Source organism: Bacteroidota bacterium, from assembly GCA_041658205.1.
Classification (GTDB): Bacteria; Bacteroidota; Ignavibacteria; order UBA10030; family UBA8401; genus UBA8401.
Genome location: JBBAAO010000001.1, coordinates 2089972 through 2104544 on the forward strand (window position 1 = coordinate 2089972; position 14573 = coordinate 2104544).

Sequence of the window (14573 nt, forward strand, 5' to 3'; positions counted from 1 at the left end):
TATAACGATGTTAATTCGGGAAAAGTTCTTTGCGCAAGTAGAGCCCGGTGTAAGAATCTTTCAAATCGGCCACATGTTCAGGAGTTCCCTCTGCAATAATCTTTCCACCACCAGAACCTCCTTCGGGCCCGAGATCTATAATCCAGTCCGCAGTTTTGATCACATCAAGATTATGTTCAATAACAACAACGGTATTTCCCTTATCCACAAGTTTGTTGAGCACTTCAAGGAGCATTTTCACATCATCAAAATGTAAACCGGTTGTTGGTTCATCCAAAATATACAACGTGTTTCCCGTTCCAACTTTTGATAACTCCGTAGAGAGCTTCACACGCTGCGCTTCGCCTCCTGAAAGAGTTGTTGCTTGCTGTCCGAGATGAATATATCCCAAACCAACATCAAACAATGTTTGAATCTTTCTATTCATCACCGGCATTTCACTGAAGAAACCTAAGGCCTCTTCCACAGTCATTTCAAGAACATCGGATATCGACTTCCCTTTATAGAGAACTTCCAGTGTTTCTCTGTTATATCGTTTACCACGGCAAACATCGCATATCACGTACACATCGGGTAGAAAGTTCATTTCGATCTTTTTCACTCCGTCACCTTCGCATGCTTCGCAACGACCACCCTTCACATTAAAACTGAATCTGCCCGATTTATAACCACGAATTTTCGATTCGGGTAATTGCGCAAAGAGATCGCGAATAAACGTAAACAATCCCGTGTAGGTTGCGGGATTAGAGCGCGGCGTTCTTCCAATTGGCGATTGATCGATATCGATCACTTTGTCGATCAGTTCAATTCCTTCAATTGATTTGTATGGATAGACGGAGATTTTTGTTTTATAAAATTTTTGGGAAAGAATTGGATAAAGCGTTTCATTGATGAGAGTCGATTTCCCCGAGCCGCTGACTCCGGTAACACAGGTAAAAATACCAAGCGGAATATGGAGGTCAACATTTTGAAGATTATTGCCGGTGGCACTTTTAATGGAAAGATATTTTCCATTTCCTTTCCTACGAGTTGCAGGAATTTCAATATTCTTTTTTCCTGTAAGGTATTCAATCGTTGAAGACCGATCACCAACTGTTTTTGACAATCCATTTTTAAATTCTTCGGGAGACCCTGCTGCTACCAGCTCCCCTCCATGTTCGCCCGCTCTTGGTCCCAGATCGACTATGAAATCCGAATTTTCCATCATCTCTTTGTCATGCTCAACGACAAGCACCGTATTGCCAAGATCGCGAAGATTCTTTAACGAATTGATCAGCTTTGTATTATCACGCTGGTGCAAACCAATGCTCGGTTCGTCAAGGATATACAAAACTCCAACAAGCTGAGAACCAATCTGCGTGGCAAGTCGTATTCTCTGCGCTTCACCTCCCGATAATGTTCGAGCTGCACGATCCAACGTTAAATATCCAAGACCAACATCCACCATAAACCCCAGTCGTTGATTGATCTCTTTTAATATTGGGCGGGCAATCTCCATTTGTCTATTGGAAAATGTGAGTGTTGTGAAAAATTTTTGTGCTTCAATTAACGAATGTTTCACTACAGTAGAAATTTTATGCCGCTCTCCTCCATTAGCGTCTTCTAGTTGAATGGCAAGATTCTCTTTTCGTAATCTTCCCCCTTCACACACCGGACACAATTTTGTGCTCATGTAACTCTCCACCCACTCCCGAATTTTCAGCGATGCCGTATCGTTATAATATTCCTGCAACATTTTCATCACACCGTCATACCGATGTTTATATGTTGTCGTTCGTCCTCCGGCATAGGTGTATTCCACTTCAATCTTTTCACCATTGGTACCATAGAGAAGTTCGTCTAAGGCAGTCTTGGGGAAATCTCTTATAGGAGTATTGTAATCCAGCTTGTACCGCCGCAAAACTGCCCTTACTTGTGCATAAAACCATGTTGCACGAGGTTTGCCCAGCGGAGCTATCCCTTCCTGTAGAATGGAAAGATTTGGATTTGGAATAATAAGTGAAAGATCAAAATCTTTTTTCTCACCTAAACCTTCGCACACTGAACAAGCACCACTTGTTGTGTTGAAAGAAAAAGAATTTGGGGCCGGTTCTTCGTAACTCGTCCCGCAGGCCGGGCACGAATATTTTTTACTAAAAAGAATATCCTGTTTTCCATCGTTAACAATCAATACCCCTTCGCCAAATTGTAACGCTACTTCTACCGAATCCGCAATGCGCGTGCGGCTTTCTTTTTTGATCTGAATCCGGTCAACAACCACTTCAATATTGTGGATTTTGTAACGATCGAGTTTGAGTCCCTTTGATATTTCCAGTACTTCATTATCGACTCTCACACGAAGGAATCCATCTTTCAAAATCTTTTCGAATAATTCACGATAATGGCCTTTTCTCCCCTTAACAATCGGAGCGAGGATTTGAATCTTGGTCCCTTGCGGGATTTTCATAATGGCGTCGATGATCTGATCGACACTCTGTTTTTGCACACGCGAACCATCATTGACACAAAATTGAGTCCCTACGCGAGCATACAGCAAACGCAAAAAGTCGTACACTTCTGTTACCGTTCCAACTGTTGATCGGGGATTTGTGCTGACAGTTTTTTGTTCAATGGAAATTGCAGGAGATAGTCCTTCGATATAGTCAACGTCAGGACGTTCCATGAGTCCAAGAAATTGACGAGCGTATGCTGAAAGAGATTCCACATAACGTCGTTGGCCTTCCGCATAGATGGTGTCAAACGCGAGCGATGATTTTCCGGAACCGGAAAGACCGGTGATAACAACGAGTTTGTCCCGCGGAATTTCTACATCGATATTTTTAAGATTATGCTCCCGCGCCCCCTTGATAATCAGCATATTATGCTCAGTATTCGCGGGAGAAACAGCTGTTGATTTTACTTTTTTCATAATAATGAAGATGCAGCCACCTCTAAGGTAAACTACATCTTAGTGTTCAATTTTTCGTGCAGAAATAATTCGGGAAAATTCAAATGGTAAGATACTGAAAGTTCTATGCAGAGGCAAAGATTGGTGAAGGAAAACTTTACTTCACCGGTTGTAAACGGAACGTCAGTTGACTCAACGGAAAAATGTTCGCCATTCTGTTCTCGTACATATCCATATTCCTATTTGCAAATCGTGCAAGGATCCTGTCAAAAAGGTGACGTTTCACCAATCCTTTATCGAATTCAATAGAGAGCATGGCAAATTGAATAGGGGAATATTGAAAATTACCATGGTCCGTTCCTGAGACAAAATAATCAAACGAGTGGACTCCAAAAAAATGTTTATGAGTCGGATCGGTATTAGCATTTCGATGAGGATAAAACGGAACCGTAATTTCTATGAATCCGTCGGATTTCGTGATGCGATGAAATTCAATCATCACTTTCAGGACATCATCCAGATGTTCCAGAATGTTATCTGCGTAGATTTCATCAAAGTGATTGTCGGTAAACGGATAGGGAAATTGGTTAAGATCGTGCAACAAATCTGCGTCCGAACGAGGATTGATGTCGATACCGATAGCATTGCTTCGTTTTCGTTTCCCGCAGCCAACATCAAGAATTTTTTTCAACGGATTATCCAATGCGCTGCCTTTTGTTGAGATAGTTCAATAGTGCCACATCAAACGGAGTTTCCGTGTCGAGAAGAAGATAATCGATGGAATTTTCCCGGCATTCGCGTTTGTACCGTTCAATAAATTCCTTCATTGCTTCCTGATACGCTTTCTGAATATGATACGGCTGCGTTGTCAGTCTCTCCCCCGTTTCCACATCCTTAAACACTGCATCTTGACCAAAGGCAAAACTCCGTTCCAGCGGATCCAAAACATGCATCACCAACACTTCATGATTATTATGCCGAAAATGTTTCAGCGCTGCAATCACTTTTGTTGGATCATCAAACAAATCGCTGAGAATGATCACGAGTCCTCGGCGTGAAATTCGTTCTGCCACCAGATGGAGTGCGGCAGCGGAATTGGTTTCGGCACCCGTCTGAATCTTCTCCAGTTCGATTAACACTCTGCGTAAATGTTGTTTTGTCGCGTGCGGAGGAATTGTGGTATGAACGGCAGCATCAAACAACGTAAGACCAACAGCGTCTCGTTGTTGAATCATTAAATACGATAATGATGCAGCAATATACGAAGCATATTCTATCTTCGAGATCCGTTGTTCTTTTGATTTTGGTAATTCCGACGCAAACTTCATGGACGCACTGGTGTCAATCACAAGATACGATTTAAGGTTCGTTTCCTCTTCGAACTGTTTCACATAGAATCTATCGGTCTTGCCGTAGACGCGCCAATCGATCCTGCGTATCTCGTCACCGGGCATATATTGACGGTGTTCCGCAAATTCAACGCTGAATCCATGATACGGACTTTGGTGTAGTCCCGTAATGAAACCTTCCACAACAAGTCGAGCCCGTAATTCCATGGTTGAGAGTTTCGAAACAACATCTGGTTGTAGATATTTAAGCTGGGTTTTCAATTATTTTCGAGTTACCGATCGTTGTTGTTTTGTTGTCTGCTCCAGTACTTCCTGTGGCGATTTCCCCAGAGATTCTAATTCCAATTTCACCGATGGAACCAAATCGTGATTGGGATACTGAGTCAAAAATTGTTCATAATAAATTTTTGCACTGTCATTCATATTTAAGTTGTTCCCATAAATATAGCCTATGAGAAACAGAGACAGTGCGGCTGGCTGCATCGTGGGAAAGCGATCCACAAATATTTTATAGTTATTTAACGCTTCGCGCGGCTGGTTCTTAAAGCGATAACTTTCGGCAATAGCAAACTGCGCCCATCCACCAAATTTACCATCTGGATATTCCTGCAAAATCCGTTGCGATACTTGCAGTGTTGAATCCCAATTCTTGTTTGCTTTCGCTTGTTCCACCATTTTCCACAGCTCCTCATCCGAAAGGGAAGAACAACCCGCATAGAAGGATATGATAATGAATAAGGTAAATTTCATATACATCAATTTTTATATCTCATCACCGCTGCAAAAAATCCATCCGTATTGTGCTGATGAGGCAGTAATTGAAAATATTTTTTGTTTGCCACATGTGCAAGTTGATACCGGGATAAAATAGATGAAGGTTCGACAAGCTCAAATTGCGGATGCAGAGATAAGAATTTTTCCACCACTCCCTGATTTTCACTTTGGATCAATGAGCACGTTGCATAGATTAATCGTCCCCCTGGTTTTACATACTGTGAATTCAATGTAAGAATGGAATATTGTTTCTGCTGTAATTCATCCACCATCAGTTGGGAAACGCTCCATTTCATTCCAGGATTACGACGAATCGTCCCGGTACCGGTACATGGCGCATCAACCAATACATAATCTGCCGATTCCACAAATTCTTTAATTGTTTCGTCTGCTTGAATGACCCTTGTCCGAATTGAGTCGACACCGCTCCTTCTGATCCGTTTATGAAGTTCTTCCAATCGAAAAGAATGTACATCCAAAGCAAAAATCTCTCCCCGATTGTTCATGATAGAAGCCATGGCAAGAGCTTTTCCACCCGCACCGGCGCAAGCATCAATCACTTTTGATTTCGGTTTTGGATCAACAAGTAACGCAAGTAATTGACTCCCTTCATCCTGTACTTCAAACAATCCATCCTTAAACGCCTGAAGTTGAAAAACATTTGTCCGTTTTTTCAAATGCAGACCGTATGGAGAAAGTACAGCAATATCGGTTTCAATACCTTCCTGCAACAATTTTTGACGACACTCATCTCTTGATATTTTAATCGTATTGACGCGAAGCGTGATAGGAGCTTGTTGATTGAGGGTAGCACATAATGGAGGAATTTCATTTTTTCCAATATTGGTCTCCCATTCTGCAATCATCCATTCTTGAAATGAGAATTTTGTAGCGAATGTTTCGATCTCAGAATGTAACACTGGTTCAATATTAATGCGCTGATCGATTTGTCTCAACACGTCTAAAGGAATATCCATTTCACCGGAAACATTTTCCACAGACATTTTATGATCGAGCAGTAAATATGAAACACAAACGTACAGTGGAGTATTCTTTTGTTCAAGAAGAGAGAGACTCCACTCGATTCTTTTTTTGTGGCGGAGCATGCCATAGAGTGACTCGGAAATAAACCGGCGGTCTTTGGAACCCAGATATTTTCTTTCACGAAAGAATTGGTCCATCAACCGATCTGCTGGTTTTGGCGAATGTAAAATATCGGAATATAACTCGGTTACATGACCGATGAGTGAAGAAAGTTTCATAATGACGAATTATACCTCGATGACATTGGATTGCATTTCGGAAGTTCGGTATGCACGAGCCATACGAGGTGTGTTAAAACAGACTGACGGATTTCCATACTTATCTAGGACAATAACCCCACCATAGCCGGCAGCTTTTTTTGCAAGGCGATCAATACCGAATTGTGCTGCAGCATCGCCATTTGCCCCATTCATTTCCATCTGATCAATAATTGTTTTAGCGAGAACTACTTTCATAATCGCCTCTCCCCATCCAGTACATGATACGCCGCCTATTTGAGAGTCTGCATATGTTCCACAGCCAATCAACGGCGAATCACCAACACGACCGGGATACTTGTTCGGCGTTCCTCCGGTAGACGTTCCGGCAACGATATTTCCATTTTTATCAAATGCAATCGCTCCAACAGTATCTGACGGAAGGTTTGATGTGAAAGCATCTTTTGTCGCAAAGGAAGTTTTGGATTGCAGCTCTTTCCATCGTTGTAATTCCCTGCCGACTAGAAGATCGTCATTTTTACATTGCAGCATCCCGTTCTCGTTCGCAAAACGGACTGCTCCAATTCCGGAGAGCAACACATGTTCACTTTTTTCCATCACCAGCCGCGCCAGGGAGATCGGGTTTCGGATGTTTTGCACTGCCGCAACCGCTCCACACCGAAGATCACTTCCATTCATGATACTGGCATCAAGCTCAATTTCACCAAGGGCATTCACAAATGAACCTCTTCCAGCATCAAATGTTGGGTCATCTTCCATGGATTTCACCGCTTGTTCAACAGCATCAACACCATCCCCTCCTTTGGACAAGATACTCCAGCCTATTTCAAGAGCGTTCGAAACTCCCATCCGATGCGCATGAACCATGTCATCCGGAATATTCCAAGCCCCGCCATGGACAATGAACGAAATCATAATCGTAAGAGTAGTTATACTAAAATTTGTTTGAGAAAGTTAATTAATAAAACATTTTAGTCCTATGGAAAAATGTTCTGATGACGGTTTAAAACAAGAAAAGACAGCACCTGCTGTCTTTTCTAGAGAACCATCGTAGTGTTCTATTTCATATTTGTTAAAGTTGGTGAATGTTTCGTACCAAATTTTGTTATATCCTTTTCAATGTCACGTAATGCAAACAGAATAATCACCGCAACAACAAAGAACATTTCATACGGTAACGCGATAAGAGCAATCATAAAACTGGAAATCATTACAGCGACATTAAAAAACAAAATATACGTACGTTTCTTTTTTGCAGCATGAGTATCAGAATTATCCATAGCACCCCATAAGTTGTTAGTGATGACCTTAATAAACTCTTTATTGCTGAAGAATGTGTGACAAACATCATCAACTATACTATCCGTACATGATAAACGGTTTGCTGAAAAAGCGGGCATTTTTTTTAAAATTTGTGTATGTTGAATAATCAACTATGCTAAAAAGTGTTTTTTTAAATATCACTGCAAAACTCTCTCTTTTTACCCTCTTTGTTGTAATGTTCGCTTTTCCCCAAGAAAAAAAATTGATCATTACACCGGTATTTTCTGACAAACCCGCTGATTCTTCATTTACCATAAAATATAAAAAAATAAAACGCCCAACAGTCTGCCTAGTGTTAAGCGGCGGAGGTGCAAGAGGCATTGCTCATATCGGAGTCATAAAAGAACTCGAAGCGAATCATATTCCGATAGATTACATTGTCGGGACAAGTATTGGCGGAATCATCGGCGGATTATATGCCTCAGGATATACGACCGCAGAACTTGAACGACTTGTTGATTCTACCGATTGGAATTACGTCCTCTCTCTTACACAAGATAACGAACGGGAAGACTTATATCTATCCCATAAGGTTGCAGCGGATCGAAAGCGATTGACGCTTCGCTTTGACGGATTGAATCCGGTATTGCCTTCAGCCGTTTCCAGCGGACAGCGATTGACAAACTTTATCAATCAATTGACACTGCAAAGCTTGTATCATCCTGTAGCGACTTTTGACGATCTGAAAATCCCATTCCGATGTGTATCAACGGATTTAATCTCGGGAAAACAAATTGTGTTCAGTTCGGGAAACCTTTCTGAAGCATTACGAGCAAGTATTTCAATCCCATTGTTGTACAATCCTTTAAAAAAGGACACACTGGAATTAACGGATGGAGGATTACTTTCAAACATTCCTGTTGAAGTAGCAAAAAAACTTGGGGCGGATATTATCATTGCCGTTAACGCCGTCAGCCCTTTACGAACTGCCACACAATTGAATAATGCATGGGAAGTAGCAGACCAGATCGTCAATATTATGGCTCAGCAAAAAAATAAACAGGCATTAGACAGTGCTACAATTGTCATCACACCAGATCTTGGTTTTTATCCTTCCGTTGATTTTTCAAAACTTACGTTCGTACAGCAGCAGGGAAGATTTGCGACCAAAAATAAAATGAAAGATCTTAAAGACAGCATCTATAGCAAGGAACGAGCCGCCTTGATGGATGCGTCACCACTCTCCAATTTCTCCTTCACCATCAGAAATGTTACCTCGAATATAGTATCATCGGATACTATGATACTTTCAACTTTGAAGACGAACTCAAGTGTATCTATCCCGGCGCTGCGCGAGATTATTTCGAATCTGTATAACACCGGCTGGTATCAACAGACTTTTGGTGAAGTATCGATAAGCGATAGCTCTGCAGATTTACAAATCTATACAATTCAAAATCCGATCTTTCGTGCTATAGAGATTTCAGGAAATACGCTTGTTGAAACAGATGAACTCATTGCTCCCCTGGAACCACTTTTGAATAGTCCGTTCAATTTCCCAAAGATGGAAATTGCTTTCGAACAATTGTTATCCAAATATCGCGAGAATGGCTACTCATTGGCGCGAATTCAAACAATGGCATTCGATACGCTCTCCGGCAAACTCACTCTTTTAATTAACGAAGGAATTATTCATAAAATATATTTGAAGGGAAAGGAAACTTCCCGTGATTGGGTGATCTGGCGTGAATTGGGATTTCGCGATGGGAATATTTTTACCGTGGAAAAAGGGCGAAGGGCTCTTCTCAGTTTGTACGGTACCAATCTCTTTGAGCAAGTTTTGATGGATGTCGGATACGAAGAGGGACTTCCTGTCATTACAATCCAAATGGAAGAAAAACCGACTGATGTATCAAGGCTTGGATTTAGAATTGATAATGAGAGAAATGTTCAGCCATCTCTTGAATTTAGGAATGAGAATCTCTTAGGGACGGCAACCGAAATCGGTGCAAGTTTTGCGGGAGGACTCAGGAATAGAAAATATCTCTTCGACTTCCAGGCAAATAGAATATTCAACACCCACTTTACTCTTAATCTTGACGCTTATTACGACCTTCGGGATATTTACTCCTATTTCACCGATCCATTAAAAAATAATCAAACGCGATTCGTCCGCTCGCGCAACGGTGAATACCGACAAATTCTCTATGGCGTTTCATTCCAATTAGGTCAGCAGGTTGAACGGTTTGGAATATTTACCATAGAATATCGACTCGAATCTGATGAAGTAAAGTTTATTTCCGGTACAGGATATAATCCGGAAGAATTCACCCTTCAGGCATTTAGAATCTCATCAACTATCGATTCCCGCGACCAATATCCATTTGCCCGGAAAGGTTCATTAACTAATTTTTCTTGGGAAACAGCCACATCAACACTCAAAGGCGTTGTCGGAGACGTAGGATATTCCAAAATCTATTTTGCGTATGAAACAAATACATCATACAGCATCTTTACTGTCCATCCGAAACTCATTGTCGGCTTTGGTGATCAAACACTTCCGCTGACTCAGCAATTCTCTTTAGGTGGTGAGGATTCTTTCTTTGGATTGCGAGAATATGATTCACGGGGACGTCAGATTTTTCTGACAAGTCTTGAATTTCGTACTCGGTTCCCTTTTCAAGTAATTTGGGATACCTATTTTCGGGTGCGATACGATCTTGGGAGTATTTGGCCCCAGCGGGAAGATATGCGTATTAGAGACTTCCATCACGGTATCGGAGTTATTTTGTCACTCGATACACCGGCCGGACCAGTTAATTTTTCCCTTGGGAGAAGTTTCTATGTCAGAAGAGATTTACTCGACCAGCCACTGACATTGGGTCCGATTGTTGCATATATCTCCTTGGGTTATCCCATACTCTAATCGATCTTCTCCTTGAACCGCAGCACGCTTGCCGTTAGTATCATAATTCCCATGACGAACAACATCGTTGCTTCAAACCACAGTTCCGAAAGCCCTACACCTTTTAAGATAATCGAACGAATAGCAATTAGATAATACTTCATCGGAACCATCGCCGCAAACCATTGCAGGATCGACGGCATATTCTCTATAGGAAAGACAAATCCGGAAATATACATCATTGGAAGCAACACGAAGAATAGCCCAACCATCATCGCCTGCTGTTGAGTTTTAGCTGTGGTGGAGACAAAAAGTCCAAGACCGAGCGACGTCATCAGAAATCCCACCGTAAACAGATACAATAGTACCACGCTCCCCCGTATCGGAATGGAGAATCCGAATACCATCACCAGTAACGCTACCGTGACGACTATCAGACCGATCAATGTGAACGGAATCAGCTTTCCAATAATCAACTCTACCGGCCGAAGTGGTGTAACAAGAAGCTGCTCCAATGTTCCTATTTCCTTTTCTTTCACAATTGCCATAGCGGTGAGCACGGTTGTTGTGACGAGCAGAAGAAGCACCAGAACACCGGGAACCATGAATAATCTGCTGATCAGAGTTGGATTGTACCAGGCACGCGTTTCGGTCGAGATCCCCCCAAGCTTTCGTACATCGCCAACGATATTCAATAGAATCTGCTGAGAGTATCGGTTGATGATCTGCATCGCATAACTCGATGCAATGGCGGTCGAATTCCCTTCACTTCCATCAAATAGTATCTGCACATCAACAGGTTCTCTTCGTACAATTTTGTCGCCGAATCTTGGAGGAATAACAAGGGCCATTCCTGCTTGACTGTTGTCCAGATACTTCTGCACATCGGAATAATCTTCCGTGGAATATTCCATGGAGAAGTATCCGGAATTTGTAAATGCCTCGACAAGTTTTCTGCTCTCACTCGATTTATCCAGATCACAGAGAACGAATGCAATATTTTTCACATCCAACGAAGCTGCATAACCAAGGAATATCAACTGAAGGATCGGCGCAACAAAAACGAGTGGCAACAGTTTTTTATCTTTAAAAAACTGCGCGAATTCCTTTTGGATCAGAGCTTTCAACCGAAGGAGATTCATATTACACCGTATGATGTTTAAACCGTTTCACGCTGATCGACACAATAATGAGAATATAAATCGACAAGTAGATCAACTGATCCCAAAACGCTTCAATGCCGACTCCTTTCAGTACAATGCCGCGCATAATGACAAGGTAAAACTTGGCGGGTGTCATATTGGAAAGGATTTGAAGGAAAAGCGGCATACTTTTGATCGGAAACATGAAACCGGAAAGAATCATCGTCGGCAAAATTGAAATGACCGCCGCAATTTGAAATGCTACCTGCTGGCTGTCTGCAATCGTTGAAACCAGCAATCCTTGTCCCAGCGCCGCAATGATGAAGAAAAATGTTGCAAGGAATAACAACAGTATACTTCCTTTCACAGCGACATCGAAGAGAATGTAGCCTGAAAGAAGAACAAGTGCCGCAGCAATAAGTGAAATAATTGCATAGGGGAACATTTTTCCCAAGATCAGATTTAACGGCTTGATTGGCGACACATCGATCTGCTCAATTGTGTTCCGCTCTTTTTCTTTCACGATGGACAATGCCGTTGCGATCACAGCGGTAATAGCCAGTATATAAGCGATCAATCCGGGAACAAGAAATTTTGCACTTTTCATTTCCGGATTATACCAGATGCGCGCTTCATAATTGACCGGTATGTAACTTTTTCTCCCTATCTTGGAAAGATTTTGTAAAATGATTTTCTGGGAATACTGCAGAGTCACTGCCTGTGCGTAACCGACAATAGTCGTTGCAGCATTGGCATCCATACCATCCACAAGCAGCTGAATGGACGATTGGCGTCCGGAAATATTATCGCGGGAAAAATCTGGCGGGATGACGAGAACCAATTTCACTTTTCCTTCATCGATCATCTGCTGCGCAGAAGCATAATTGGTCAGATGTTCTGTATATTCAAAATACCCGGCAGTGATGAAGCTATTAACCAATTCGCGGCTTTGTGAACTTTTTTCTGCATCGTAGACTGCCATCGTAATGTTACGGACATCAAAGTTCAGTGCATACCCATTCAGCAATAACATGAACGCCGGAACAATGATCAAAACTGCCAGCACTTTCTTGTCCCGTCTGATCTGACGAAACTCTTTCCTGATAATCGGACGTATTTGCCGAAACATGTTCATTGCTTCTCCCCGCCATGTTCAAGCAAATAAATAAAAACATCTTCCAGTGACGGCGTGATACGATCAATACTGTATAAGTCAATCTGAGACTGGGAGAGTAGAGATCGGATCTGCTCCTTTGCCGACACTTCATCCTCAACATTCACGTGAATACTCGTACCGAAGATGGATGTCTCCACAGCCCATGACTTCCCTTCGATCTTCTCCAACGCTTCAACCACATTGGAACATTGCACTTCCAGGATGGGATGTTTGATATAGTTCTGTTTCAATTCCTTCGGACTTCCACCGGCGATGATCTTCCCGGCATTAATCAGGATAATATCATTGCAGTATTCCGCCTCTTCCAAAAAATGTGTCGTCACCAGCACGGTTACTCCTTCAGCGGAAAGATCATTGATCAATTCCCAGAATCGTCTCCGCATTACCGGATCGACACCGCTGGTCGGTTCATCCAGGAAGACGATCCGTGGACGATGCAGCACAGCGCATCCGAGCGCAAGGCGCTGTTTCCATCCACCGCTCAACGTACCGGTGATACTTCCTTCGCGACCATGCAGGTTCGCAATCTCCAGCACCCACTCCTTCCGTTCTTTCAGCTGTGCATCAGAAAGACCATACACACGACCGAAGAAGTCGATATTCTCTTCAACCGTTAGATCCTCGTACAGAGAGAATCGCTGAGACATATAACCGATGTGCTTCTTCACGAGATGAGATTCTTTATTGATGTCGAATCCGCCGACACGAGCCGTCCCCTCGGTGGACGAGAGCAATCCGCATAACATACGGATGGTTGTCGATTTCCCGGCACCATTCGCCCCGAGAAATCCGAAGATCTCCCCTTCCTTCACATCAAAATTGATGCGATCAACTGCAGTGAATTTACCGAAGCGCTTCGTTAATTGATCAACTTCGATAGTATTCATCCCACTTTCCTCTCAGTGAGCAGCGATATAAAAACATTTTCCAGGGATGGTTTCACCGCCCGCCAATCGGACACTTCAATGGTATGCTGTTTCAAATGAGCAAGAAGTTCCGGCATTACTGCACTCGAAGAGGGAACGACAATATTCAATCTGTCGCCAAACGCCTGCACTTCTATGACGGATGGATGATGCTTCATCAATGCAAATGATCTCCTGATATCTGAACAGACGATCTCTACAACTTCACCAGTCATTACTTTTTTCAGATTTGCCGGCGTATCTGCCATCAGAATCTTCCCTTTATCCATCAATGCAACTCGGCTGCAACGTTCCGCTTCATCCAGATATGGCGTCGTCATGATAATGGTAATGCCGGTTTTTAAAAGTGCAGAAAGAACCTTCCAGAAATCGCGACGAGAGACCGGATCAACACCGGTGGTCGGTTCATCAAGGAAAATGATATCGGGTGTATGTATCAATGTGCAGGCAAGTGCCAGTTTCTGTTTCATACCGCCGGAAAGTTTTTCTGCCAGTCGGTCACGGAACGAAGTTAACCGTGTAAATTCAAGAAGTTCATTTCGTCGATCTTTATAGCTATACACTCCATGGATCTCAGCGAAAAATTCAATATTCTCATCAATCGTCAAATCACCATAGAGGGAAAAACGTTGGGAAAGATATCCAATATGTTTTTTGATTTCATCCTTCTGATTCTGAACATCAAAGCCCAGAATCTTCAGCTCTCCGCTAGTCGGCGTAACAATCCCACACAGCATTCGGATCGTTGTTGTCTTTCCTGAACCGTCCGGACCGACCAGCGCGAACATCTCGCCTTTCTCAACGGATAATGAAAGTTCGTCCACTGCCGTAATGGAATCGAATTTCTTCGAAACAGACGTTATGGTTAAAGCATTAGTCATCAGTTCG

Annotated in this window: 12 protein-coding genes; 1 reads left to right on the plus strand and 11 read right to left on the minus strand. The window is 42.5% G+C overall.

Annotated features, from left to right (window positions below; all coding sequences use genetic code 11):
* Nucleotides 1-10 precede the first annotated feature (10 nt).
* The 7 genes from uvrA to WDA22_08695 all read right to left on the minus strand — a co-directional run bounded on the left by uvrA (nt 11) and on the right by WDA22_08695 (nt 7705).
* Nucleotides 11-2908 (minus strand): excinuclease ABC subunit UvrA, encoded by a 2898-nt coding sequence (gene uvrA / locus WDA22_08665; protein ID MFA5833536.1) that lies wholly within the window; start codon nt 2906-2908, stop codon nt 11-13.
* A gap of 136 nt (nt 2909-3044) precedes the next feature.
* Nucleotides 3045-3578, minus strand: coding sequence for a methyltransferase domain-containing protein (locus tag WDA22_08670; protein MFA5833537.1), 534 nt, complete (start codon nt 3576-3578; stop codon nt 3045-3047).
* A gap of 4 nt (nt 3579-3582) precedes the next feature.
* Nucleotides 3583-4443 carry a DUF58 domain-containing protein gene (locus tag WDA22_08675; GenBank protein MFA5833538.1) on the minus strand — a complete coding sequence of 287 codons (861 nt, stop codon included), beginning with the start codon at nt 4441-4443 and terminating at the stop codon, nt 3583-3585.
* Nucleotides 4444-4497: 54 nt separating this feature from the next.
* A complete protein-coding gene (locus WDA22_08680; GenBank protein MFA5833539.1) occupies nt 4498-4986 on the minus strand; it encodes a tetratricopeptide repeat protein in 489 nt (162 codons plus the stop codon).
* 5 nt (nt 4987-4991) lie between these two features.
* Entirely contained in the window at nt 4992-6272 is a 1281-nt protein-coding gene (locus tag WDA22_08685) for a methyltransferase domain-containing protein (protein MFA5833540.1), read from the minus strand.
* A gap of 9 nt (nt 6273-6281) precedes the next feature.
* Nucleotides 6282-7187, minus strand: coding sequence for an isoaspartyl peptidase/L-asparaginase (locus tag WDA22_08690; GenBank protein ID MFA5833541.1), 906 nt, complete (start codon nt 7185-7187; stop codon nt 6282-6284).
* Between the two features lie 143 nt (nt 7188-7330).
* A complete protein-coding gene (locus WDA22_08695; protein MFA5833542.1) occupies nt 7331-7705 on the minus strand; it encodes a hypothetical protein in 375 nt (124 codons plus the stop codon).
* 2 nt (nt 7706-7707) lie between these two features.
* Between WDA22_08695 and WDA22_08700 the strand changes: the two genes are divergently transcribed.
* Complete coding sequence (locus WDA22_08700) at nt 7708-10461, plus strand: patatin-like phospholipase family protein (protein ID MFA5833543.1); 2754 nt, start codon at nt 7708-7710, stop codon at nt 10459-10461.
* On the opposite strand, the gene WDA22_08705 is transcribed toward WDA22_08700, so the two are convergent.
* The 4 genes from WDA22_08705 to WDA22_08720 are packed head-to-tail and all read right to left on the minus strand — an operon-like array spanning nt 10458 to nt 14566.
* Entirely contained in the window at nt 10458-11582 is a 1125-nt protein-coding gene (locus WDA22_08705; protein MFA5833544.1) for an ABC transporter permease, read from the minus strand. The genes WDA22_08700 and WDA22_08705 overlap by 4 nt on opposite strands.
* A gap of 1 nt (nt 11583) precedes the next feature.
* Nucleotides 11584-12717, minus strand: coding sequence for an ABC transporter permease (locus WDA22_08710; protein ID MFA5833545.1), 1134 nt, complete (start codon nt 12715-12717; stop codon nt 11584-11586).
* Complete coding sequence (locus WDA22_08715; protein ID MFA5833546.1) at nt 12714-13646, minus strand: ABC transporter ATP-binding protein; 933 nt, start codon at nt 13644-13646, stop codon at nt 12714-12716. Before WDA22_08715 ends, WDA22_08710 begins: the two co-directional genes overlap by 4 nt.
* The gene (locus tag WDA22_08720) at nt 13643-14566 is read right to left on the minus strand and encodes an ABC transporter ATP-binding protein (GenBank protein MFA5833547.1); all 924 of its coding nucleotides are present in this window, start codon (nt 14564-14566) and stop codon (nt 13643-13645) included. The genes WDA22_08715 and WDA22_08720 overlap by 4 nt, the downstream gene beginning before the upstream one ends.
* Between the last annotated feature and the right edge of the window lie 7 nt (nt 14567-14573).